The sequence below is a fragment of the Aeromonas sp. QDB23 genome, assembly GCF_027707745.1.
Lineage (GTDB): Bacteria > Pseudomonadota > Gammaproteobacteria > Enterobacterales > Aeromonadaceae > Aeromonas > Aeromonas allosaccharophila.
The window spans coordinates 1-23,652 of sequence record NZ_JAPCJA010000021.1 but is presented as its reverse complement, the minus strand read 5'-3'; the positions used below and the strand labels follow the sequence as shown (position 1 = coordinate 23,652).

Sequence of the window (23,652 nt, the reverse complement as noted above, 5' to 3'; positions counted from 1 at the left end):
GGACGAAATAGTTGCCGCCCCAGGGGGGCAGGATCAGGCGTCTTCGTGATCGCTGATCAGCAGGTTGGCCGCGGCATAGGCTGCCTGCTCGCGCAGTTCGGCGGGTACCCGCTCATCGGCGGCGACCGCGTTGAGGGCGCGGATGGTGGCGGCAATGGCGTTTGGCACATAGCCCTGCTCGCCGGAGCCGATCTGGTTATAGGCGATGCGAATAGCTTCACAACATTGATATACCTGCATTTCTTTTTTCCTTGTTTACCCGGATGTGAACGGCGTCACTATAGCGATCGGGCGCAAGCTTGTCAGCCTGTACCCTTGTCTCACTCTCTGCCCGAGGTTAACCTGCCCTTTTTGCCGTCGCAGGAGACGAGAGATGTTCACTGGCATAGTGCAGGGGACCGCCGAACTGGTGGCCATCGAGCAGCAACCCAACTTCCGTACCCATGTGATCCGCATGCCAAGCCCGGCGTGGGGGGAAGGGCTGGCCCTCGGTGCCTCGGTCGCCCACAACGGCTGCTGCTTGACCGTTACCCGGGTCGAGGGGGAGCTGGTCAGCTTCGATCTGATGCAGGAGACCCTGCGTCTCACCAACCTCGGTCTGTTGCAGGTGGGAGACAAGGTCAATGTGGAGCGGGCGGCCCGCTTTGGTGACGAGATCGGCGGTCATGCCATGTCCGGCCATATCATCGGCATGGCAGAGGTTACCTCGGTGATCGACACCCCCAACAACCGTCAGGTGTGGTATCGCCTCGCCCCCGAGCTGATGAAATATGTGCTGACCAAGGGCTACATCGGCATTGATGGCATCAGTCTGACCATAGGTGAGGTGCGCGAGCGGGAGTTTTGCGTTCACCTGATCCCCGAGACACTGGCCCGCACCAACCTGGGGTGGGTCAAGGCGGGCTGGCAGACCAATATCGAGATCGATCCCCAGACCCAGGCAATCGTCGATACCGTGGAGCGGGTGCTGGCGGCGCGCCAGTAGTGGTATCACCGCCCTGGCACAGTGCCGTGTCAGGGCGGTGATCGCGCATCTTATTTGTCTCTGCCTGCTCGAAGAGGCATCGATAACCTTCAGCACCAGGTTGGGGCTTATCTCATTCCAACGGTTTTTCTGATCCCTGTTTCAACCAGGCTGGATCCTGGACCAGATGGAATACATGGCGGGCAGGAACACGAGCGTCAGGATCGTACCCGCAAATGTGCCGCCGATCAGCGTGTAAGCCAGCGTTCCCCAAAACACCGAATGGGTTAGCGGAATAAAGGCGAGGATCGCCGCCAACGCAGTCAGAATGACCGGACGAGCACGCTGCACGGTCGCTTCAACGAGCGCATGGAAAGGGTCTAGCCCGGCCTGCTCGTTTTCACGGATCTGCCCGATCAATATCAGCGTGTTGCGCATCAGGATGCCCGACAGTGCAATCAGGCCAACCAGCGCATTGATGCCGAAGGGCTGCTGGAACAGCAACAGTGTCGGCACCACGCCGATCAGACCCAGCGGACTGGTCAGAAAGACCATGACCATGCCCGCAATCGAGCGCACCTGCAGGATGATGATGAGCAAGGTGATGGCCAGCATGATGGGGAAGATCGGCAACATGGCCGCCATTGCCTTGCCTGACTCTTCGATGGATCCGGCCTCTACGATGCTGTAACCAGCTGGCAGCGCAGCGATGAGGGGTTGTAATTGCCGGGTGATCGCCGTCGATACGTCTGGCGGCTGCAAGTTTTCGGCGATATCACCCCGTACCGTGATGGTCGGTACCCGATCGCGTCGGCGCATGACCGGCTCTTCCATGCGGACATCGACCTTGCCCACTTGCGACAACGGGATCCGCTGTCCATTGGCTCCAACCAGTGTGAAATCGCCAATCCTGGCCGGATCGAGCCGGTTGTTGCCCGCCGATCGCGCAACGACCTGTACCGTACGAATGTCTTCCCGCACGGCAGTGACCGGTATGCCGCTGAGCAGGAATTGCAGTTGCTGTGCCACCGAGCTTGAGTTCAGCCCCAGCGCTTGCAGTCGATCCTGCTGCAAAGTGAAGTGCAGCGTCGGCACGCGGGCTCCCCAGTCGGTGTTGACCGTGCGCATCAGTGGACTGGCGTGCATGATCTGTTGCACATCAGCCGCAATGTTGCGCAGCACAGCCGGATCCGGTCCTGCCACCCGGTAGGCCACGGGGAAGGGGGAGTAGGGGCCGAACACCAGTTGGGTGACGCGCACCCGTGCCTCGGGGGCCAGTCCTTCGGCAATGGCTTGGCGTAGTCTTAGTTTTAACGCTTCGCGTTCGTTCTGGTTGTCCGTCCGTACCACTATCTTGGCAAACGACGGATCGGGCAGTTCAGGTCCCATCGAGAAAAAGAAACGGGGAGCCCCCTGGCCGACGTAGGCGGTGACGATCCTGGCCTCCTCCTGTCTGGCCAGCCAGGCTTCCACCTTACCTGCCGCCAAGCTGGTCTGGGTAATCGAGGTGCCATAGGGCATCTGTACTTCTATCAGGACTTCAGGGCGGTCCGAGATCGGGAAGAACTGCTTCTTCACCATGCTCATACCCAGCACAGATGCCACGAACAGCGCGCTCACCGAGCCTGCCACGAGCCACTTGCGGGCGATGACGTTGCCCAGCAGTTTGCGAAAGCGCTGATAGCGCGGCGTGTTGTAGAGAGCATGGTGGCTGCCTGCGACTTTCTTGACAGCGGGTAACAGCTTGACCCCGAGGTATGGCGTGAACACCACGGCCACTACCCAGGAGGCAATCAGCGCGATGCCGACGATCCAGAACATGTTGCTGGTGTACTCACCCGCCGAGGATCGCGCGAAGCCATTGGGCATGAATCCGACGGCCGTGACCAAGGTGCCCGAGAGCATGGGCGCTGCGGTGTGACTCCAGGCGTAAGCTGACGCCGCGATACGGTCATAGCCCTCTTCCATTTTCACCACCATCATTTCGATGGCGATGATGGCGTCATCCACCAGCAACCCCAGGGCCAGGATCAACGACCCCAGGGTGATGCGGTCGAAGTTCTTGCCGGTCGCGAGCATCACGGCAAAGACCACAGCCAGCGTCAATGGCACGGCTGCGGCGACCACGACACCGACACGCCAGCCCATGCTGACAAAACTCACCAGCATGACCACGAGTACCGCCGCGAAAAACTTGATCATGAACTCATCGACCGCCGAACTGATGTTGATGGCCTGGTCGGTCACCTTGCTCAAGCTCATGCCCAGCGGTTGCTCGGCATTGATGGCGGTGATTTCGTTATCCAGGGCTTCGCCCAGATCGAGCCCGTTCCAGCCGTCGTGCATCACGACCCCCAGCAGCAGCGCAGGTTCGCCGCCATTGCGGATGATCAAGGTCGCCGGATCTTCATAACCCCGTTTCACCGTCGCGATATCAGATAGCGTCAGCGTGCGTCCCTGCGCCACGACGGGGGTGTCGCGTATTTTTTGCAGCTCGTCAAAGGCACCGTCCAGGCGAATGAACACCTCTGGTCCCCTGGTTTCGATGGCGCCGGCTGGCGTCAAGGCATTCTGGCCGTTCAGGGCCGCGAAGACGTCTTGCGGGCTGATGCCTAACGTAGCCAGGCGCTCATGGGAAAACTCGACATAGATACGCTCGGACTGCTCGCCAACGATGTTGACCTTCTTCACCCCGGGCACATGCAGCAAGCGCTGGCGTAGCATTTCCGCATCCCGGACCAGCTCACGCTGTGGTACGCCCCTTGCCTTGAGTGCGAACAGGGCAAAGGTCACATCGGCATATTCATCGTTGAGAAATGGCCCCATCACGCCGGGTGGCAGATTGCGCACTTCGTCGCCGACCTTTTTACGGGCTTGATAGAACTCATCCTGCACTGCCGACGGCGGGGTGCTATCCAGCAAGGTCAGCGTGGTGAAGGCCAGCCCCGGACGGGTGTAGGTTTCGCTGCGGTCATACCAGCGCAGCTCCTGCAGTCGCTTTTCGATCTTCTCGGCGACTTGATCTTGCATCTCCTGCGCAGTGGCTCCGGGCCAGGCGGTGATGATGGTCATGACCTTGATGGTGAATGAGGGATCCTCGGCCCGCCCCAGTTTGAAGAAGGCCGTGACCCCGCCCAGCGAGATCAGCAGGATCAGAAACAGCGTGATGGCGCGTTCGCGTACCGCAAGCGCCGACAGATTGAAGCGGCGTTCGCTCATGGGCGTGCATCCTCTGTTGTCATATCGGCAGAGGGGGCGAGCGTGCGTACCAACTCCCCTTCATGAAGCAAGTGCGCGCCCATGGCGACCACCAGATCGCCTTGCTTGATATGGCCTGCAACGCGGGCAGCGTCACTGCCAAGGTTCAACACCGTAATAGGGCTCCATGAGACCCTTGTCGGTTGGCCGTGAACACGCCACACGCCAGGGCCTTTACCGGTATCGAACAAGGCGCTGACCGGGATCTGAACGCCCGCTGTTGCCGCAACCGGATCCTCGGTCAGATGGAGGGTAACGGTGGAACCCAAAGGTGCATTTTGCAGTGAACCCGTCAGCACATATCGTGCTTCAAAGGTGCGAGTGCCCGGGTCTGCTGCGTCCGACAGCTGCCTTAACGTTGCCGCCGCTGTGCCATCGCGTCTTCCGAAGAGTGTTGCCTGACCCCGGGAGCCCAATGGCGGGCGCAATGTTTCTGGCAATTGAATGACGGCTTCACGCGCCCCTGCGTGAGCAATGCGCACAACGGCTTGCCCGGCATTAACGACTTGCCCAGGCTCCACCAGCGTTGCGATTACGGTGCCATCAACATCGGCGATCAGATCCGTATAACCGGTGGAATTACGGGCCACTGCTGCTTGTGCTTCAGCGGCTCGCAGTTCGGCTTGGGCTGTCTCCATCGCCGCCTTGGCCTGATCGTAAGTGGCAACGGAGATCGCACCCGTACCGCGTAAATTTCGGTAACGGATTTCATCTTCCGCGGTTTGTTTCGCTCTTGCTCTGGCCGCCGCAACGAACGCCTGTTGTGCGTGTGCGGCGAGTTTCAAATCGACAGGGTCAATACGCATCAGCAGTTGACCCTGTTTAACGGTTTGCCCTGTGTCTACGAGGCGTTGCTGCACCTTGCCAGAGACACGAAATCCCAAGTCACTCTCAACGCGAGCTGCGACGACCCCGGTAAAAGAGCGTGATTCAACCTCAGCATCATGGACCGTGACGGTGCGCACCAGCGGTACTTGCGTACGTGGATCAGATGGTTGTTGCTCACCACAAGCCGTCAGGGCCAGCGGTAACGCAGTGATAATTGCAAGTATGCGGTGACGAGACATACACAAGCCTCCATGAAAACGGTTCAGGAGGCAATGTAATTCAAGTGACCAATTTGGTCAATGGTCACTATTGTTATGGTGCGAGGCTGCGCAGCACCAGGTTAGACAACTGGGTCGGTGCCTTGTCAATGCAGTCGAAGTTGTGTTGCAGCATGAGGGGGTTTAAATAGGGCCTCATAACAAGATAAATTGCCGCGGTTATTTCATCCAACGGGGTTTTTCGCTCAAAGTCACCGGTTTTACGCCCCTCCTGCAGGATATCTTGCAGTAATGTCTGGATGTTCTGCTCATAGACGAGGGTGGCTTGCCAGCGTTCTGCTGCGGCTGAAGCCGCTATTTCATAGAGATTTCGATCAGCGGAGAACAACCGACAACTTGCCTTGATGATCTCTTGAAACATCCGGCGCAGCTTCTCGGGCGGCTGATCAACCTGTTCAATCGCTCTTCGAACATCCTCCTGGATTTCATCGAGGCAGTTTGCACAAATACTCTCGCCAATCGCCTGTTTTGACGCGAAGAACTTGTAAATATATGCCTTTGAAAATCCTATTGATTTTGCCAAGTCAGATACCGTGGTCTTGCCATAGCCGTAGAGGCGGAAATGCTCGGTGGCTGCAACCACAATCTGATCCCGTACATCGTGATCAACAGGGCCTCGATTCAGCGCAGGAGTGCTGTTTTCTTCAATCATCATCTTTCTCTCTGACTGCCATACAGGGGATTTGGAATGTTAACGCGCCATAGTCAGATTGACAACGAGTGACCAATTTGAGATTTGGTTTTGGTTGTTGTCTGCAAGTTGTTATCTGTAATAAGAATATGTTTCCAAAATACTCTTCATCATGTTTGCCATGGTCAGCTTGCTGGCAGGCTGCGTTGATGGGTCTGACGATACCCTTCGGCACTCTCCGTTTTTGGGCAAGTTGTATGGACAGTTCTCCCGAGCAACCAGTGAGGATGAGAAACGCAGCTGGCAACCGACAGGGGCTTGACCTGCGCAGCAAGAAGGCAGGAGGAATACGGCAAGAGCGGTGGGAGGCGCTTCGGACCAACCTGCAGCGCTGGTAGCACAGCGCTAAAAAGCTAATAAAAACAATGCCAGCCAGACTTGACTGACTGGCATTTTACCCATTGGGTTGCCTGTGCCCCAGACATCGACTGTTCAGGACCATTGTTCAGGACATAGATTCAAAACATCTGTTCGTCGTCCGCATCCACAAACAACTGCAAACAGTCGCGGGCTTCGTCGCGATGGAGCCGCAGATGGATCGGATTGCAACAGGCCATGCAATCTTCGTAGAACTCCTGATCACCCTGGCTGGCATCCAGCTCGACCATGGTGTGGTGGCCGCAGTGGGGGCAGACGATGCGCTTGCTGGTGTACTCGATCATGATAACCTCCTCGGGCCCTGGGGCCGCCTATCTACCCTGATTCTAGTCGGGCTGAAGGGGGTTAACCGCGAGCAAACGCACGTTTATGACAGAGATCAAGCCAGAGAGATGACCGGTGGCGACTGATTGGGCGGGTCGTGTGCGAGAGGGGGAATCTGGTGGCGAATGACCGGTGAAAAGAGGGGATTGCCAACGGTTGTTTGGCAATAACAGGGGGCTGGATGCCCCCTGCGAGCATGAGAATGTGTGTGCCACGAGGCGCCGGGAGGCGTTACTTGATCCAGCTGGCCAGCATCTCGCTATTGAGTTCGGCCAGTGAGCCGAGCTGATAGTTGGCGATGGCAAGACGCGGATCTCCGACCAACGCCGGGCACATGGAACGATCAGCGCCTCTCGCTGGCTTATTTGACCCAGCTGGCCAGGGTGTCAGCATTCAGCTCGGCCAGTGAGCGGAGCTGGTAGTTGGCGATGGCAAGGCGTGGGTCGCCGACTAAAGCAGGATCCGGCACGATCAGCGCGGTCATGGAGGCCGCCTTGGCTGCCAGCAGGCCGGTGAAGCTGTCCTCGATGGCCAGACAATGAACCGGTTCCACCCCCAGCTTCTCGGCGGCGTGGATATAGACATCCGGGTGCGGTTTGCCGAAACGCTCGATTTCAGCAGAGTGAACCGCCATAAAGCGATCACGGATGCCGAGTTTGCCGAGCACAGCTTCTGCCATGGCAAACGGGGAGGAGGTGGCCAGACCCACTTTCAGCCCGCGCGCTTCGATAAGGTCGAGCGCTTCCAGCACACCGGCTTTGGCTTGGCCTTCGGAGAGGATCAGGGCGTTGACCTGATCCAGAATGCGCTGCACAACCTCTTCCTGAGTCGGGCCGCTCCACGGGCGCAGGCGATACCAGTGGGCGACCAGCTGATCGATGCGCACGCCGATGGTCGATTCACAATCCTCGACGGTGTGGGGGTGACCCAGTTCGGAGAAAACGGCGATCTGGGCCCGTTGCCAAAAGGGTTCCGAGTCGATCAGAACACCATCCATATCGAAGATCACGGCAGCTAACATCTTGTACTCCTGACAAATTTGAAGAGGGGATTATAAGCCTGACGGGGAAATGCAAAAGGGGCATTACCATGCCCCTTGCGCCCGATCACATCGGCAAACGTTTGTTTTGCTGTGGCAAAAAAAGCCCTTAGAACATCACCTCGACCTTGGCGGCCACGGCTTTGGCGTTTTCCACCGCATCCTGGCAATCCGCTGCGCGTGCCAGCGCCACGCCAAGACGGCGGCGACCGGCGATCTCCGGTTTGCCAAACAGCCGCAGCTGGGCGCCTGGCACCAGCGCCAATGCCTCACCAATCCCCTGATAGCGGATATCTTGGCTGTGCCCTTCGCGCAGTACCACGGCGGAGGCGCTCGGCCCGTACTGGGTGATGGTGCCGACCGGCAGCCCCAGAATTGCGCGCACATGCAGGGCGAATTCGGAGAGATCTTGCGAGATCAGGGTCACCATGCCGGTATCGTGCGGGCGCGGCGAGACTTCGCTGAACCACACCTCATCGCCCCTGATAAAGAGCTCGACCCCGAACAGGCCGTAACCGCCAAGGGCCTCGACCACCTTGGCGGCGACTTCTTTGGCGCGGGCCAGCGCCAGTTCGCTCATGGCTTGCGGCTGCCAGGATTCGCGGTAGTCGCCATCTTCCTGCCGGTGCCCGATCGGCTCGCAGAAGTGAATGCCATCGACGGCGCGTACCGTGAGCAGGGTGATCTCGTACTCGAAGGGAACGAAGCCCTCGACGATCACCTTGCCTCGACCGGCGCGACCACCCTCCTGGGCGTAGGTCCAGCTGTCATCGATCTTGGCGAGATCGCGCAGCACGCTCTGCCCCTTGCCGGACGAGCTCATCACAGGTTTCACCACGCAGGGCAGGCCGATGGCCTCGACGGCGGCGACAAACTCCTCCTTGCTCTGGGCAAAGCGGTAGAGGGAGGTGGGCAGAGCCAGGGTCTCGGCGGCGAGGCGGCGGATCCCTTCCCGGTTCATGGTGAGCTGGGTGGCGCGGGCGTTGGGCACTACCTTGACCCCTTCTAGCTCAAGGGCAGCTAGGGTATCGGTGGCGATCGCTTCAATCTCGGGGATGATGAGGTCGGGTTTGACCTCGGCAACCAGGGCACGTAGTGCGTTGCCATCGAGCATATCCAGCACGTGGGCAGCGTGGGCCACCTGCATGGCGGGGGCATTGGGGTAGCGGTCGGCGGCGATCACTTCGATCCCGAACCGTTGCAACTCGATGGCGACCTCCTTGCCAAGTTCGCCGGAGCCCAGCAGCAGGGCACGGGTGGCGCCGGGGCGGGTTGCGGTTCCAAACATACGATCTCTCCTGATGTCGATGGTCACTGTTGATGGTCGCTATTGCACACGTGATTGCGGGAATAGCGGGCAAAAAAAGAGGCACGCATGGCGTACCTCAGGAAACGGGTTTGTGAGTGCGCTGCTCCAGATGGGTCAGCAAGGTAATGGCGCCAATGATGATGGCGGCGCCAAGCCACAGACGACCGGGGGGGGCCCAGCCAAATACCAGCCAGCCCGCCAGCACGTTCATCGGCAGCTTGGCAAAATCGAAAGGCTGCACGAAGGAGGCCTCCGCCACACTGTAAGCGCGAGCGATGGACATCTGGGCCAACGCCGTCAGCACGCCGGAGGCGGCTACCAGCAGCCATTGGCTCTCGCTCGGCCACTGCCACTCCGGCAGCGCCAGCATGACGTTGAACGGGGTACTGAAAATAAGCAGGTAGACCACTATGGTGTGGGATGATTCGTTGGCCGCCTGATAGCGCACCATCAGGGAGTAACCGGCCCAGAACAGCGCCGCGGCCACCGGCAGCAGGGAGGCCCAGTTGAATTCGTCAGTCCAGGGGGCGAGGATCACCATGGCGCCAGCAAAACCCGCCAGGGTGGCCAGAAGTCGGGCGCGGCTCACCTGCTCCTTGAGCAGCAGGGCGGAGCCCAGGGTGGCAAACAGCGGCGAGGTCATCAGCAGGGCGATCCCCTGCCAGATGGGGACGGGGAACGCCAGTGCCCACAGCCAGAGCTGGATGCCGACCACCGCCAGCAGCACCCGCAACAGGTGCAGCCGGAACTGATTGGTCATCAGGGATTGGCGCAGGCCGTGACGAATCAGCCAGGGCAGCAGGCAGATCAGGGCGATCAGGTATTGATGGAAGGCGACCTGGGTAGAGGCAAGGCCGAGTTTGAAGCTGACATACTGGCTCAGGCTGTTGACGGCGGCGAAGCAGAGTCCTGCCACCATCATCCAGACTGCACCGGCCAGAGGAGAGTGCCTGCGCGAGGGTATCATGGGATCCGGGTCGCTGGAAAAAAGTGCGGCGGATCATAACGGCAATCGTTTGTTCTGCCAAGGGTTGAAGCGCGGCCGCAAGGCTGGCTGGCGAGGAAGTGGTCTTACATCAAATTTTTTGAACAAGTTGAGCATCTATTTTCGCTATCAGCAAATAAGCACAATGTTTAGAGTGACCTCCATCGACAGCAACGCTGTTCAACCGACAACCAAATGGAGTTTCACCATGGCCAATATCCTCGTACTCAAATCCAGCATCCTGGGTCAATATTCCCAATCCAACGCCCTGATCGACGGCTTCCTGGCTGACCATCAGGATGATGCCGTAACCGTGCGTGATCTGGCCGCCCTCAACCTGCCGGTGCTGGATGGCGAGCTGGCTTCCGGCCTGCGCGGTGGTGATAACCTGAGCAAACGTCAGCTGGAGGTGATCGCCCAGTCCGACGAGCTGATCGCCGAACTCAAAGCGAGCGATCTGGTGGTGATTGCGGCCCCCATGTACAACTTCAACATCCCGACCCAGCTGAAAAACTGGATCGATCTGGTGGCGCGCGCCGGTGTCACTTTCCGCTACACCGAGACCGGCCCGGTCGGCATGGTTGAGAATACTCGTGCGCTGGTGATCAGCCCCCGCGGCGGCATGCACGTCGGCAGCGCTACCGATCTGGTGACCCCCTACATGCGCACCCTGCTCGGTTTCATCGGTATCAAAGAGGTGGATTTCATCTACGCCGAAGGGATGGGGATGGGCCCGGATGCCCAGAGCAAGGGGATGGAAGCGGCCAAGGCGCAGCTGGAAACCCTGGCTATCTAAGGGCTCTCTACCAAGGCAAGGGCTTTCTCTTCAAGAGGTTTCCCGCCAGATACCACAACGCAGCCATCAGGCTGCGTTTGTTTTTTGGTTCGATGTATTGCTACAAAGAGTATCGCGGCAAGCGAGACCGTCTAAAAGAGATTGGCGGAGTCACTACTCCATCATAAAACGGCGACAACCGCGCACCAGCAGCAGCGCCACAGCGACCAGCAGACCCAGCAGCAGGGTGGTCAGCCACTGTTCGGTGCTTTGCGGCAATTGGGGCGTGAAGAGGCTGATCATCAACAGGGTGCAGAGCGTGATCAGCAGGCTCTGTCGGGTCATCAATATCATGGGGTCATCCTTGGTTTGCTCACCTGAAACGATGTTAATGCCCTCTTGTGACAGGGTGATGTATCCGTGCATCTCCCTGTTGGGGCTGTTCAGACCATATCAGGTTTTTACCGCAGAGCCAGCGCCATCACTGGCGCTGTGATCCCGATCCCGCTACCTGTCTTTATCTGAACTGTTTCTGTGCTGGCTGGTAGTGGAAATCGCCGCTGGCGAGCCGCGCCTTCAGTGCTTCCTGATCGATCTCCTGCGCCTTGCAGAGATCATCCAGATCGTCATAGCGATCACGCAACTGCATATTGACCAAGCTCAGCAGCATGTTGACGTCCATGGTGGCGAACTTTTTCATATCCATGATTACTTCTCCCGATCCAGCGATTGCAACTGCTCGATGGCGGCGCTGACGCTGTGCAGATGCTGGCGGATCGCCTCGCGGGATTCGCTCGGCAGATAGTCGGTCAGGGTATGTTGCCAGCTGCCAGCTTCGCTCTTGAGCTGCAGGAAGAGGGCGAGACCGGCGTTGGTGAGGGAGACCAGGCTGATGCGTTTGTCCTGCTCGCTGCTCTCGGTGAAGATGATCCCTTTTTCGACCAGACGGCGGATCTCGCGGGAGATGCGCACCTTGTCCATGCCGCTCGCCTCGACCAGCTCTTTCTGGCTGATGGGGTAGTTGGGGCCGAGCACCATCATCAGGCGCCACTGCGGCACGGTCAGCTGGTAACGCTGTTCATAAAACTGTTCGAAGGTATCCCGTAGCATCTCGGCGGCATGTACCAACTGATAGGGCGGGTAGTGAGCGAGTAACGCTATGATTTTTGACATATTACACCCTGCTGTGACGGCTGCATCAGATGCAGTTTCTTTTGATACTTTGACATTGATGATACGAAACTCAAGCTGATTTGTCTGACCCGGTTGCGATGAAATGTGCGGTGGCGCACGCCCTCAAGGAAAAACCGGGTCTGACCGACGGGATTTTAAGCCATCGCTGTTCAGCCTTTACGCAACCAGATGAGGGCATTCTGCTTGAGCCAGGCCTCGCGGGTGTGCAGGGCGTAGAGCGCGGCTTCGTCGCGGCTGCCTGCTTGCCAGCTCTGTGGCTCCTGCTTGGGCAGCTTGCGCTGACCCAGCAGGCAGGCCGGAATGTGCGGGTTGGCCTCGATGGCGACCAGCAGGTGGGGCTTGGCTGCCTCGGCACCCTCGGTGGCAAAGATCATCAGCGCCTTGTTGTAGAGCAACCAGCTGGAGGCTTCATCGAAGCGCACCAGCAGGGCGGACAGCGCCTGCCAATCCCCTTGCAGTGCATAGAGGGTAGAGAGGTTGTAGCGGCAACCCGGTTCGTCGGCCACGCAGATGGTCAGCAGATCCAGATACTCCGCTTTGGCCTCACCCAGCTTGCCAAGGCGCAGCAGGCAGTCGGCGCGACCGGCTCTGGCGGCCAGCAGGGGGCGCAGCTCGGGAGCACTCCAGCCGTGGCCAGCGATTTGCTGCCAGAAGGCGTCGTCAAACAGCGGAGTGGCATCGGCGATGATCTTCTCGAACCAGCCGAGGCGGGCCTGATGATCGCGGCAGCTGTCGGCCAGCTCGAACCAGCTCTGCCACTGCTGGGCCTGCTCGCCATTGATGGCCACATCGGCGCTGGGGGCGGCCTGATACTGGTCGAGGTTGAGCAGCTGGTTGAGGGCGGTCTTCATGTTCTGGCGCTGGCGTTTGCAGAACTCGACAAAGGGGAGTTCGCTGGCGGCGGCGCTATAGAGCATCTGGGCCATCTGTTTGTCGCGAAACAGGCTCAGCTCGGCGGCCAGGCTGAAGCGGTACTGGGTAGTCGGGTCGTTCAAATCCTTCGGCTTGGGCCAGGTGGCAAAGCCCTGGCTGAAACCGTAGCACCACTGACCAAGGGGATGGCTCTGCTCGAACACCTGCTCCGGGTTATCGCTGGGCAGGCGGCATTGGCTGGGCAGGGCCAACTGGGCGTCGTCGGCCTGGGCTTCCAGCTCGGCGATCAGGTGGTTGAGGGCCTCTGCACTCTTCTCATCCAGTTCGGCATCCTGTTCCAGCAAACCAGCCAGCGGGCGTTGCCAGTCAGGAGTCTCTGGCCCCACCAGACGGGCACAGAGAAAACCGTGCAGGGCCGGGTAGGTCATGTCTTGCTGGCTGTGGCTCTGGATCCATTGATTGAGCAGGCGGGTACGAGTGGATGGGTTCATCGACAGTTCCTCTGGATTTGAACAGCCGCGAAGTCTACCTAAAAGTGGGGTTATTTGCAGTAAATGGCCGCCTGTTTGGCGATTTAATCACCATTGGCGGGTAAGATAGCGGCGAAAGGGCGGCCCTTGGTGGCTTGGGGACTAGGCCAGATCACCGCTCTTGAGGTAACATGCACGCCCATAGGGGCCATGGATCAGTTGGCCCATCCGGGTAATGAAAAAAGAGAGCACCATGATACAGATTGGCAAGATGAACACCCTCACCGTCGTTGAACTCGAAGACCGTGGCGCCTGGCTTGCGGCCGATGAATACGGTGAACTGCTGCTGCCCAAGCGTCAACTGCCGGAAGGGGTGAAAGAGGGGGATAGCGTGCAGGTCTTCCTCTATCTGGATGCCGATTGCGAGCCGGTGATCACCACCGACAAGCCATTTGCCATGGTGGACGAATTTGCCGGTCTGAAGGTGGTCAATGCCAACAAGATTGGTGCCTTCCTCGATTGGGGCATGAAAAAAGACTTGTTCGTGCCCAGCCGCGAGCAGAACAAGCCGATGCAGGTGGGCCACGTCTATCTGGTGCGTCTGCAACTGGATAACGAAGGGCGCATGGTCGGCACCAGCCGCATCGAGCGTTTCCTGACTCCGGCCGGCAGCAACTTCAAGGTCGGTGACGAAGTGACCGCGCTGCCGGGTGAACACTCGCCCCTTGGCATCAAGGTGATCGTCAACGGCCAGTATCCCGGCATGCTGTTCAAGAATGAAGTGTTTGGCCGGGTGATGACCGGTCGGCCGCAAACCGCCTGGGTCAAGCAGGTGCGCGAAGATGGCAAGCTGGATCTGACCCTGCAAAAGCCGGGTCTGGCGCGGGTCGATGACGCCGGTGAGCGCATTCTGAGCCGGATGAGAAAGCAGGGCGGCAGCCTGGCGGTGGGTGACAAGAGCGAACCCGAGCTCATCTACAAGTTGTTCAGTATGAGCAAGGGCACCTTCAAGAAGGCGATCGGCGGCCTCTACAAGCAGGGCAAGATCGTCATCGAAGATAACGCCATTACCCTGACCGACGCCGGTGCCGCGCAGGCACAAGCAGGCGAACAGGCGCAGGATAGCGAATAAGATGCCGAGCCCCTGTGTTGGCCTCTGTCAGGCGAAGGATGGGCTTTGCCTTGGCTGTGGCCGCACCCTGACCGAGATCGGTCACTGGTCGGTGATGGAGAGCAAGGCCCAGCTGGCGGTGATGGCCGAGCTGGATGGCTCGAAAAGCACCCACCGCTGCCCGGGGTGTGGCGAACCGGCCTATTGCGCCGTCTCTGCCGGTCAGACCATTGCGCAGTGCTGGTGCAGCCAGTTGCCAGTATTGCCGATGCAGGAGGCCAGCGCCTGCTGGTGCCGCCGCTGTCTGGCCAAGGCCATCGCGGCGCAGGATTAGCAGAGAACAGAAATAAGAAAGAACAGACACAAGAAAGGCGCCGATGGCGCCTTTTTTATGCCTGCTGCTGGCGATGCCAGCGCACATGCACCTGATCTTCAGTCAACAGACGGGGCAGCAGGAAGGTGGCGAAGATCACCTCAAACTCATCCTGATGATCCAGCAAACCGACCCACACTTCGACCCAGCGCTCCATATCGACCGGCTCACCCAGCTCGGTCGACCAGTCGGCATTGGGCAGGGTTGCCTCCACGGCGCCACGCTGCTCAAACTCCAGGGTGATGTCGACTATTTGTTCGGGGGCCAGCATATCGGCGGCCTGCTCAAGAAACTGATCATAGGCCCATTCGACCAGCTGATCCGGGGTACGCTGTTCCATGAAATCACTCCAGATACATCGAGGTCCGCTACTGTAACAATTATTGGCAGTGGCGGCCAGACCAGTGCGCCGGGCGTGCCTGACCTGTCCAAGTTGCCATTGGGGGAGTATGGTTAAGGCGCGGATCATCTGGCAGGGAGTGAGGGGATGAAACAGCGGGGACGGCGGCAACAGATCAAGCGACGGCGCGAGGCCTGGTGGTGGCACTATCTGCCGCTCCACCGCGAGACGGTGGGCGGTCATCTGGGCCCACCGGAGAAACCCGATGAGCCCTGAGGATCAGTCGGCCTGATGCACACGATTGAGGGTGATCTGGCCCAGTTGCCCCATCTGGCGGCGGATCCAGACCGAGCGCTTCTGCACATAGGGTGAAGGGGGCTTGACCCGATAGCGCCACGGATTGGGCAGGGCGGCGGCCAGCAGGGATGACTCGTAGCGGGTCAAGCGGCTGGCCGGTTTGCCAAAATAGGTGCGGGCGGCGGCTTCGGCGCCATAGATGCCGGGGCCGAACTCCACGATATTGAGATAGACCTCGAGAATGCGGGCCTTGTCCCAACCCAGCTCCATCAGCAGGGTAAACCAGGCCTCCAGCCCCTTGCGCAGGAAGCTGCGATCACTCCACATAAAGAGGTTCTTGGCGGTCTGCTGGCTGAGGGTGCTGGCGCCGCGCACCCGTTCGCTGTGCTGGTTGTGCTTGAGTGCGGCGTTGATGGCATCCATGTCAAAGCCGTTGTGCTCGGCAAAGCGCTGATCCTCTGCGGCGATCACCGCCAGTTGCAGCTCTTTGGAGATGGACTCCAGATCCACCCACTCATGGCGCACCTCGGTGATCTTGGCGGGCGGAAACAGGGCCCGCTCGATACGCCAGCTCCACATCGGCGGATCGATAAAACGCAGCAAGGCGACCGAGCCGACCGAGCAGAGCAGCCCGGCCAGCGCGATCTTGCCTGCCCACCTCAGCAACCGGCGTCCGAGCGATGCAGATGGGCGCTCGAGGGCCACGGCGTCAGGGTCTGACGCCCACTGATAGTGGCTGGGATCATCGGGATCCGGAATTATTGGGGCAGCCATTCGATGTGGCAGAACTTCTCGTCAACACGGCGGGAGAGCAGCATGCGGGCAAACAGGTGCTCATACTCTTGTTCTTCGTTGCCAAGGCCAACCCAGATCTCGGCATAGTCGGTGTCGCTCACCGCAAAACCCACGTCCGCTTCCCAGTCATCGGCCGGGTCGGTTTCGGCCAGCAGGCCTCGGTCGTTGAACTCCTGATTGAAGCGAGCGATCTCCTGCTCCGGCAGGTTGTCAGAGGCCAGCTCCATAAAGAGTTCGAGGGCGGTATCGAGCAGTTCCTCGACGCTGTGCATTTCGTCATTCATAGACATAAGCGATCTGTTCCAGAAAAGAGAAAAAGGTGCCGCGCAGATCACTGCCTGCGGGGCGGCGCTATTCTAGCGGGCGGCAGACCCCTTGGCGAGATGAGGCGAGCCGCTGTGACCTGTTTTTGTGCCAATAAAAAACCGGATCCAGTGACAGGATCCGGTCTTCATTGGGGGAAGGGGTCACGCATAGGGCGTCAGCTCATCCCTTCTTGTCATCGGCGAAGGTGATGTTGAGCTCCAGTACCGACAGCTCATCACTCTTCTGATCCAGTTGGACGGTTATCTTCTCCGGATCAATGTTGACGTATTTGCGGATCACATCGAGGATATCCTGCTTGAGCTGGGGCAGGTAATCCGGCCCCCCTCTGGATGAACGCTCGTGAGCAACAATGATCTGCAACCGCTCTTTGGCCAGTTGTGCGGTGTTCTGTTTCTTGTTGGAACGAAAATAATCCAATAATGACATGTTTAACTCCCGAACAGTCGGCTAAAGAAGCCCTTCTTCTCTTCTTCCAGAAAACGAAATTCCTTGGCATCGCCCAGCAGGCGGGACACTGCATCTTCGTAGGCCTGACCGGCATCGGACTCCTTGTCCAGAATAACCGGTTCGCCGGAGTTGGAGGCGCGCAGCACCGCCTGGGACTCCGGGATCACCCCGAGTAGCGGGATGGCCAGGATCTCCTGCACATCCTGCACGCTCAGCATGTCGCCACGGTTGACGCGGGTCGGGCAGTAGCGGGTCAGCAGCAGGTGCTCCTTGATGGGGTCTTCGCCACGCTCGGCGCGGCGGGACTTGGAGGCCAGGATGCCAAGGATGCGGTCGGAGTCACGCACGGAAGAGACTTCCGGGTTGGTGGTGACGATCGCTTCGTCGGCAAAATAGAGCGCCATCAGCGCGCCCGCCTCGATCCCCGCCGGGGAGTCGCAGACGATGTAATCGAACTTCATCTCCGCCAGCTGATCCAGGATCTTCTCGACCCCCTCACGGGTGAGGGCATCTTTGTCCCGGGTCTGGGAGGCGGGCAGGATAAACAGATTTTCCGAGCGTTTGTCCTTGATCAGCGCCTGATTGAGGTTTGCTTCCCCGTTGATGACGTTGACGAAGTCATACACCACGCGCCGCTCGCAGCCCATGATGAGATCCAGATTTCTCAGACCGATGTCAAAGTCAATGACCACTGTCTTGTGACCACGCTGGGCTAAGCCGGTGCTCAGGGCCGCACTGGTTGTGGTCTTGCCAACGCCACCTTTACCCGATGTAACGACTATGATTCGCGCCATTCTCGCTTCCTTGTAACTCTATTTGATACGGTCTATTCGGAGTTGTTCGTTGTCCAGCCGGACGTGTACCGGTTGCTGGATCAGGCCTGCCGGCAATGCATCGCTCAGCTGGAATGTGCCCGCGATGGAGAGCAGCTCGGCCTGTAATTGCTGGCAATAGATCCGGGCCTGGGTGTTGCCCCGGGCGCCGGCAATGGCTCTGCCACGCAGGGTGCCATAAATATGAATGCTGTCGTCGGCGAGCACTTCGGCTCCCGGACTGACGGACCCCAGCACCACCAGCGAGGTGCCGGCGGCGTAAATCTGCTGGCCGGAACGAACCGGTCCCACATGTACCTTGCTCGGGATCAAGGGGGCGGGTTCTGGCTCGGGTGCCACCACTGGGGCTGCTGGCGCGGGGGCTGGCTCGGGTTCCGGTTCGCTCTTGCGACTCTTGCCCGAGGCCATCACAGCCAGTCCCACCGCCTTGGCGGCTGTCTTCATCTCTTCACTGCGCGCACCCGTGATGCCGACCAGCACAAACTCTTCGGACTCCACCAGCTCCTTGAGCTGTTCGAAATCGGGAATATGTTCCAGTCGGGAAACATTGATCACCAGCGGCGCACAATTAAAAAAGTAGGGTGCCTGGGCCACTTTTTCGGCCAACAACTGACGGATCCGCTCAGGCTCGCCATCGCTGATATGCAACACAGAAATAGTGAAGGTGGTCCCTTTCAATTCGTTATCGCGCTCAACCATGAATCTTCCCCGAGGCAGAGATGCTAATCCGTTATTGTTATTCAATTCCTGATGTTATAGTTTGCCCCCATCAGAGGCAATAAACTCGTCGGATTATATCAATTTCCATGTTGTGTGCAGTCTATAAAAGTCGCAAAAAAGCCGAGACCTACCTTTTTGTTGAAAAAAGAGGGGATTTCTCCCGCGTTCCCGAGCCATTGCTGAGCGCATTCGGGCGTCCCGAGCTGGTGCTGATGACCAAGCTGGATCCGGCCAAGCCCTTGGGGCTGGCTGATGTCGGCAAGGTGATGGCCGCGCTGACCAGCCAGGGTTTCTACCTGCAGGTGCCGCCGCCCCCCGAGAATTTGCTGGAGCAGCACAAGGCCAGCCTGAAAAAACCATCCTGAATATCCAGCCCCGTAGTGCGTACTGCCTAGCGGGGCTAATTCTTTGTGACTCTGCATGACGCATTCCTGCCCTGGGGAGGTGGCTTGCGATAATCCCGTGACCGGATCTGGCGAAATTAAACCCTCCCTTTGGTGATATTCACTTTTCGCTGTTTAAATAGAAAGTCAATCTACCCTCAACACCATATCGTCAACCTTTGCTGGCGCTCACAAAAATAGCGAGTGGCGCGCACTCATATCCGCAATTTCAACGGCTATTGGCTCATTCATCGATTATTTTCAGCTCCTTCCTTGGGATCTCTTTTTGGCCTCTATTGCGCGATGAGTTGTCCATGAAATGGGAGGGAAAGAGGTTGGAGATAACTGCGCCGAACTCGGTTTTCGCGATGCGCTGTGGCCAAAATGATGAGCTAACCCCCTGTTTGTGCTCTTGATTGTTTGCCCTTATTAAGAAGGCCAATCCGCATCCGTTACACAACTGGCAATCAGCGCAGTGGGCGCCGGAGGATAATCCGCGAGCGTGAGCGGTAACCACATCTTGCCAAACAAAGGGATGCCAAAGGGGCGGATATAGGGTTGCGGGGTCATCCCGATATGGGTCAGTTGGCAAACGGTGGCCGGGGGAAAATAGCGGGTAAATGTTTTTGGCAGGGGCAGAACGCCGCTTTCAATGCAGTGGAATGAGGTAATCAAGGCATGCCATCAGAGAGGCATTCAGGCAAGGCAATCCGCATTGCGGTGGCGTAGCTGGGTCGTGTCTGCGATGCCGTGCCGTGAAATGGCCGGTATCAGGTGCCCGGGCATCTATTTCGGGCAATAAAAAAGGCGGGATATCCCGCCTTTGTTCAGATGAGGGTCGCAACTCTTATTTATTCGCAAGCAACCTGCATCACCTTGATGGCCAGGCCACCACGGGAGGTTTCACGGTACTTGGAGTCCATGTCCTTGCCGGTGATGTACATGGTCTCGATCACCTTGTCCAGGGAGACGCGCGGCTGGGAGGTACGACGCAGGGCCATACGGGAGGCGTTGACCGCCTTCATGGCTGCGATAGCGTTACGCTCGATGCAAGGCACCTGTACCTGACCGGCAACCGGATCACAGGTCAGACCCAGGTTGTGTTCCATGCCGATTTCGGCGGCTTCACAGACGTGCTCCGGGCTACCGCCCATCAGCTCGGTCAGACCGGCAGCGGCCATGGAGCAGGAGACACCCACTTCACCCTGACAGCCCACTTCGGCGCCGGAGATGGAGGCGTTCATCTTGTAGAGGATGCCGACGGCACCGGCGGCCAGATAGAAACGGGTGTACTCGTCGCGGCCAACCGGCTGGATGAACTTGTCGTAGTAGGCCAGTACGGCCGGGATGATACCGGCAGCGCCGTTGGTCGGTGCAGTGACCACACGGCCACCGGCTGCGTTCTCTTCACTGACCGCCAGGGCGAACATGTTGACCCAGTCAACGATGTTCATCGGGTCGTTGGAGAGGTTCTCGTTGGTGTTGAGCTGGCGGTAGAGCGGGGCGGCACGACGGGGTACGCGCAGCGGGCCGGCCAAGACGCCTTCGGTGCGGCAGCCACGCTCGATACCTTCGCGCATGGTGTTCCAGATCTTGCCGAACTTTTTGTAGATCTCTTCCGGAGTGTTGAAGCACTTCTCGTTCTCCAGCATCAGGGCAGAGATGGAGAGACCGGTCTGGCTGCAGTGAGCAACCAGTTCAGCCGCGCTCTTGAACGGATAGCGCACGGACATGTCGCCGCTGTCAGCCTTGCCAAAGTTCTCTTCGTCAACGATGAAGCCACCACCGATGGAGTAGTAGGTCTTGCTGTAAACCACTTCGTCTTCGATCAGGGCGCTCAGCTTCATGCCGTTTTCGTGCAGCGGCAGGGCTTCGTCATGGAATACCATGGCATCGCGCGGGAAACTGACGGTGTGGCAGTGCAGGCCGATCGGCAGGCGCTCGGTCTGTTCAACACGGGAGATAAACTCGGGGATCGCATCGATATCGACATTTTCCGGCAGGTTGCCGGCCAGGCCCATGATGATGGCGGTGTCGGTATGGTGGCCTTTGCCAGTCCAGGAGAGGGAGCCGTAGACATCGACATTGATCCGGGTTACATCGCGGATCTTGCCGCCCGCGCGCAGCTCGTCAACAAACTGTTTGGCCGCTTTCATCGGGCCAACAGTGTGGGAAGAAGAGGGGCCTACACCGATTTTGAAGATATCAAAAACGCTGATCATGTCACTATTACCTCAGGGTAGAAGGGGGCGGCATGCCCACTCACAGAAATTGGGGAGATCCATGGGACGCGCTTGTCAGCGCAGGTCACAGAACCAGATAACCGTAGTGTAACGGCTCCAGACCTAAAAAAAGTTGAAATAGATCTATTTTTGTTGAATCTGAGGCGCGAGTATAAAATTTATTTTTGTGCTTATCCATTTTGTTAAGCGTTTGCCCATAAAAATACCCGGCGATGCCGGGCATTTCGGAACCAAATGGAGTCATTTGCCGTTTTTTAACATTCGGTAATGTTAACGGCGAGGCCGCCACGGGCCGTCTCCTTGTATTTGGTCTTCATGTCGTTGCCGGTCTCCCACATGGTCTTGATCACCTTGTCCAGCGACACCTTGTGCTCGCCAGTACCCCGCAGGGCGAGGCGAGCGGCATTGATCGCCTTGACCGCCCCCATGGCGTTGCGCTCGATGCAGGGTACCTGCACCAGTCCGCCGATGGGATCGCAGGTGAGCCCGAGGTTGTGCTCCATGCCTATTTCGGCGGCGTTCTCCACCATGGCCGGGCTACCGCCCAAGAGTTCGGTCAGCGCCCCGGCGGCCATGGAGCAGGCGACACCCACTTCTCCCTGACAGCCCACTTCGGCCCCGGAGAGGGAGGCGTTCTTCTTATATAAGATGCCGATGGCGGCGGCGGTGAGGAAGTAGCGCACCAGCGTCTCATCATCCACCTTGTGAACGAAGCGATCGTAGTAGTGCAGCACTGCCGGAATAATGCCCGCGGCGCCATTGGTGGGGGCGGTCACCACCCGGCCACCGGCGGCGTTCTCTTCGTTGACCGCCAGCGCAAACAAGTCGACCCACTCCATCACCATCAGTGGATCCTTGTTGAAGTTGGTCTCGCAGCTGAGTTGGCGGAACAACCCCGGGGCGCGGCGCCGCACCTTCAGGCCGCCCGGCAGCACCCCTTCGCTCTTGCAGCCCCGCTCGACGCAGCCCTGCATCGCCTGCCAGATCTTGCGCAGCCCCGCTTTTATCTGCTCATCGCTGCGAAAGACCCGCTCGTTGGCGAGGATCAGCCCCGAGATGGAGAGGCCGCTCTCCTGACAGTGGGCCAGCAGCTGGGCGCCGCTGTCGAACGGGTAGGGGACCGGATGTTCGGCATCCGATTTGGCGGCTTCCTCCTTGGCGGTGGCAAAGTGGCTCTCTTCGATGATGAAGCCCCCGCCGATGGAGTAGTAGGTCTGACTAAACAGCAGGGCGTTGTCGGCGGCAAAGGCGCGCAGGGTCATGCCATTGGTATGGGCTGGCAGGGTCTTGCGGCGGTTGAAAATGATGGCACCGCTGCGGGGGAAGTGACTTGGTTGCTCGCCCGCCAGCAGCAAGCTCTGCGCCTGATCTATCTGGGCCAGCAGATCCGGAATGGCATCGATATCGACCGATTCGGGTTCAAAGCCAGACAGTCCCAGCATGATCGCCTTGCCGGTGCCGTGCCCTTTGCCGGTCTGGCCGAGCGAACCGTAACACTCCACTTCGACCCGCATGACGTGCGGCAGATGGCCTTGCAGCTTGAGCTGCTGGACGAAGGCATAGGAGGCACGCATAGGGCCGACAGTATGGGAAGAGGAGGGGCCAATCCCGATGGAAAACAGGTCAAACACGCTGATCATGACATCAATCCGGTGATGGTTTATGTCTGTTTATTCTAGGATTTTTGCCGTGGATGGAAAGCGGGGATGTGCGGTGCTGTGACATGGACACAGATAAATGGCAGGCGGTTGCCAAAGAAGGTTGAAGGGGCAGCCCCCCTTCAACCGGCCGGATCAGTCGAGAAATTCGCACAGATAGGCGGTGGGGGTTTTCACTGCCAGCTTGAAGGAGGAGTGACCTGCGACCAGGAAGGATTCACCCTGATTGTAGGTGTGCCACTCATCTTCATCGGCCAGCTGGATGGTGAGGGCGCCCTTGATCACCGTCATCCGCTCGGGGGCGGCGGTGTTAAACTGGTAGTCACCGCTGTTCATCACCCCGATGGTCGATTTCTCGCCTTTTTGTTCGAAACCGATGGATTTTACATTTCCGTCGAAATACTCGTTAACTTTCAGCATCTTTACATCCCTGTGTGTACGTTTGTGCAGCCAAGCTAGCACAATCTTTTGCCAGTTGTCATGGGGGGATGAGGTAAAAATCGCCGAGACCGCTTTGAATCTTTACTTTTTAGCAAACTTATTAATAGTTAAGGTTAACGATTTGCTGATTTAAAACAGCTATTAAATGTGAGATAACACGCGCAAACAGGGGAATGGGCAGCTGCTCATTCCCCTGTTTGGTTAATTGCACTGGGAAAGTGTGAATTTTGCTACATAAAGGAACCTGATTACCCATGACCCTCAGCCAGCTTCAAGAGCCGATATGGCATCGGAGGGCTTGCCACGACTGCATGCCCC

27 protein-coding genes and 1 pseudogene are annotated in these 23,652 nt (G+C 58.7%); 6 read left to right on the top strand and 22 right to left on the bottom strand.

The window, feature by feature from the left end; translation table 11 throughout:
• Window positions 1-33: 33 nt before the first annotated feature.
• Window positions 34-240 carry a YaeP family protein gene (locus PG888_RS11015; protein WP_005345813.1) on the bottom strand — a complete coding sequence of 69 codons (207 nt, stop codon included), beginning with the start codon at window positions 238-240 and terminating at the stop codon, window positions 34-36.
• Between the two features lie 133 nt (window positions 241-373).
• On the opposite strand from PG888_RS11015, the gene PG888_RS11010 reads away from it, so the two are divergent.
• The gene (locus PG888_RS11010; protein ID WP_182939607.1) at window positions 374-985 is read left to right on the top strand and encodes a riboflavin synthase subunit alpha; all 612 of its coding nucleotides are present in this window, start codon (window positions 374-376) and stop codon (window positions 983-985) included.
• Between the two features lie 141 nt (window positions 986-1,126).
• Here the strand turns inward: PG888_RS11010 and PG888_RS11005 are convergent, their stop codons facing one another.
• The 8 genes and pseudogenes from PG888_RS11005 to PG888_RS10975 form a co-directional block, all read right to left on the bottom strand.
• Complete coding sequence (locus PG888_RS11005; RefSeq protein ID WP_182939608.1) at window positions 1,127-4,183, bottom strand: efflux RND transporter permease subunit; 3,057 nt, start codon at window positions 4,181-4,183, stop codon at window positions 1,127-1,129.
• Complete coding sequence (locus PG888_RS11000; protein ID WP_182939609.1) at window positions 4,180-5,289, bottom strand: efflux RND transporter periplasmic adaptor subunit; 1,110 nt, start codon at window positions 5,287-5,289, stop codon at window positions 4,180-4,182. The genes PG888_RS11005 and PG888_RS11000 overlap by 4 nt, the downstream gene beginning before the upstream one ends.
• 73 nt (window positions 5,290-5,362) lie before the next feature.
• Complete coding sequence (locus tag PG888_RS10995; protein WP_197970797.1) at window positions 5,363-5,983, bottom strand: TetR/AcrR family transcriptional regulator; 621 nt, start codon at window positions 5,981-5,983, stop codon at window positions 5,363-5,365.
• A gap of 494 nt (window positions 5,984-6,477) precedes the next feature.
• A complete protein-coding gene (locus PG888_RS10990) occupies window positions 6,478-6,681 on the bottom strand; it encodes a CPXCG motif-containing cysteine-rich protein (RefSeq protein WP_042059056.1) in 204 nt (67 codons plus the stop codon).
• Window positions 6,682-6,952: 271 nt separating this feature from the next.
• A pseudogene (locus PG888_RS23165) lies at window positions 6,953-7,051 on the bottom strand (hexitol phosphatase HxpB); the annotation flags it as partial.
• Window positions 7,052-7,082: 31 nt separating this feature from the next.
• Complete coding sequence (gene hxpB / locus PG888_RS10985; RefSeq protein ID WP_182939610.1) at window positions 7,083-7,742, bottom strand: hexitol phosphatase HxpB; 660 nt, start codon at window positions 7,740-7,742, stop codon at window positions 7,083-7,085.
• Window positions 7,743-7,869: 127 nt separating this feature from the next.
• Window positions 7,870-9,048: a formate-dependent phosphoribosylglycinamide formyltransferase gene (purT, locus tag PG888_RS10980; RefSeq protein WP_182939611.1), complete on the bottom strand. Its 1,179-nt coding sequence runs from the start codon at window positions 9,046-9,048 to the stop codon at window positions 7,870-7,872.
• A gap of 97 nt (window positions 9,049-9,145) precedes the next feature.
• Complete coding sequence (locus tag PG888_RS10975) at window positions 9,146-9,988, bottom strand: DMT family transporter (protein WP_232093658.1); 843 nt, start codon at window positions 9,986-9,988, stop codon at window positions 9,146-9,148.
• A gap of 274 nt (window positions 9,989-10,262) precedes the next feature.
• Between PG888_RS10975 and PG888_RS10970 the strand changes: the two genes are divergently transcribed.
• Window positions 10,263-10,850: an FMN-dependent NADH-azoreductase gene (locus PG888_RS10970; RefSeq protein ID WP_182939613.1), complete on the top strand. Its 588-nt coding sequence runs from the start codon at window positions 10,263-10,265 to the stop codon at window positions 10,848-10,850.
• Window positions 10,851-11,003: 153 nt separating this feature from the next.
• On the opposite strand, the gene PG888_RS10965 is transcribed toward PG888_RS10970, so the two are convergent.
• The 4 genes from PG888_RS10965 to PG888_RS10950 form a co-directional block, all read right to left on the bottom strand.
• Window positions 11,004-11,183 carry a hypothetical protein gene (locus PG888_RS10965; protein WP_042062679.1) on the bottom strand — a complete coding sequence of 60 codons (180 nt, stop codon included), beginning with the start codon at window positions 11,181-11,183 and terminating at the stop codon, window positions 11,004-11,006.
• 163 nt (window positions 11,184-11,346) lie between these two features.
• A complete protein-coding gene (locus PG888_RS10960; RefSeq protein ID WP_182939614.1) occupies window positions 11,347-11,535 on the bottom strand; it encodes a DUF4250 domain-containing protein in 189 nt (62 codons plus the stop codon).
• Window positions 11,536-11,537: 2 nt separating this feature from the next.
• Complete coding sequence (locus PG888_RS10955) at window positions 11,538-12,002, bottom strand: MarR family winged helix-turn-helix transcriptional regulator (protein ID WP_005336856.1); 465 nt, start codon at window positions 12,000-12,002, stop codon at window positions 11,538-11,540.
• Between the two features lie 170 nt (window positions 12,003-12,172).
• Window positions 12,173-13,387 (bottom strand): YecA/YgfB family protein, encoded by a 1,215-nt coding sequence (locus tag PG888_RS10950; RefSeq protein WP_182939615.1) that lies wholly within the window; start codon window positions 13,385-13,387, stop codon window positions 12,173-12,175.
• Between the two features lie 232 nt (window positions 13,388-13,619).
• On the opposite strand from PG888_RS10950, the gene PG888_RS10945 reads away from it, so the two are divergent.
• A complete protein-coding gene (locus tag PG888_RS10945; RefSeq protein WP_231554908.1) occupies window positions 13,620-14,498 on the top strand; it encodes a CvfB family protein in 879 nt (292 codons plus the stop codon).
• 1 nt (window position 14,499) lies between these two features.
• Window positions 14,500-14,811, top strand: a complete 312-nt coding sequence (locus tag PG888_RS10940; protein WP_182939616.1) for a DUF1289 domain-containing protein — start codon at window positions 14,500-14,502, stop codon at window positions 14,809-14,811.
• 55 nt (window positions 14,812-14,866) lie between these two features.
• Here the strand turns inward: PG888_RS10940 and PG888_RS10935 are convergent, their stop codons facing one another.
• Entirely contained in the window at window positions 14,867-15,190 is a 324-nt protein-coding gene (locus tag PG888_RS10935; protein WP_005336851.1) for an HI1450 family dsDNA-mimic protein, read from the bottom strand.
• A 147-nt stretch (window positions 15,191-15,337) separates the two neighbouring features.
• Here PG888_RS10935 and PG888_RS10930 point away from each other — a divergent pair, with 147 nt between their 5' ends.
• A complete protein-coding gene (locus PG888_RS10930) occupies window positions 15,338-15,466 on the top strand; it encodes a hypothetical protein (RefSeq protein WP_019445852.1) in 129 nt (42 codons plus the stop codon).
• A 3-nt stretch (window positions 15,467-15,469) separates the two neighbouring features.
• Here PG888_RS10930 and mtgA read toward each other — a convergent pair whose 3' ends face one another.
• From mtgA to minC, 5 genes are all read right to left on the bottom strand, one after another.
• Complete coding sequence (gene mtgA / locus PG888_RS10925) at window positions 15,470-16,261, bottom strand: monofunctional biosynthetic peptidoglycan transglycosylase (RefSeq protein ID WP_182939617.1); 792 nt, start codon at window positions 16,259-16,261, stop codon at window positions 15,470-15,472.
• Window positions 16,246-16,572 (bottom strand): HI1450 family dsDNA-mimic protein, encoded by a 327-nt coding sequence (locus tag PG888_RS10920; RefSeq protein WP_005352317.1) that lies wholly within the window; start codon window positions 16,570-16,572, stop codon window positions 16,246-16,248. Before PG888_RS10920 ends, mtgA begins: the two co-directional genes overlap by 16 nt.
• A gap of 196 nt (window positions 16,573-16,768) precedes the next feature.
• Window positions 16,769-17,035, bottom strand: coding sequence for a cell division topological specificity factor MinE (gene minE, locus PG888_RS10915; protein ID WP_005336848.1), 267 nt, complete (start codon window positions 17,033-17,035; stop codon window positions 16,769-16,771).
• 2 nt (window positions 17,036-17,037) lie between these two features.
• Window positions 17,038-17,850 carry a septum site-determining protein MinD gene (gene minD, locus PG888_RS10910; protein ID WP_005336847.1) on the bottom strand — a complete coding sequence of 271 codons (813 nt, stop codon included), beginning with the start codon at window positions 17,848-17,850 and terminating at the stop codon, window positions 17,038-17,040.
• 18 nt (window positions 17,851-17,868) lie between these two features.
• Complete coding sequence (gene minC, locus PG888_RS10905) at window positions 17,869-18,588, bottom strand: septum site-determining protein MinC (protein WP_139407871.1); 720 nt, start codon at window positions 18,586-18,588, stop codon at window positions 17,869-17,871.
• Window positions 18,589-18,695: 107 nt separating this feature from the next.
• Here minC and PG888_RS10900 point away from each other — a divergent pair, with 107 nt between their 5' ends.
• A complete protein-coding gene (locus PG888_RS10900) occupies window positions 18,696-18,974 on the top strand; it encodes a YcgL domain-containing protein (protein WP_182939618.1) in 279 nt (92 codons plus the stop codon).
• Between the two features lie 869 nt (window positions 18,975-19,843).
• Here the strand turns inward: PG888_RS10900 and PG888_RS10895 are convergent.
• From PG888_RS10895 to ppnP, 3 genes are all read right to left on the bottom strand, one after another.
• Entirely contained in the window at window positions 19,844-21,214 is a 1,371-nt protein-coding gene (locus PG888_RS10895; RefSeq protein WP_042062664.1) for an L-serine ammonia-lyase, read from the bottom strand.
• Window positions 21,215-21,489: 275 nt separating this feature from the next.
• Window positions 21,490-22,875, bottom strand: a complete 1,386-nt coding sequence (locus tag PG888_RS10890; RefSeq protein WP_042062662.1) for an L-serine ammonia-lyase — start codon at window positions 22,873-22,875, stop codon at window positions 21,490-21,492.
• 153 nt (window positions 22,876-23,028) lie between these two features.
• A complete protein-coding gene (ppnP, locus tag PG888_RS10885) occupies window positions 23,029-23,313 on the bottom strand; it encodes a pyrimidine/purine nucleoside phosphorylase (protein WP_042062660.1) in 285 nt (94 codons plus the stop codon).
• Between the last annotated feature and the right edge of the window lie 339 nt (window positions 23,314-23,652).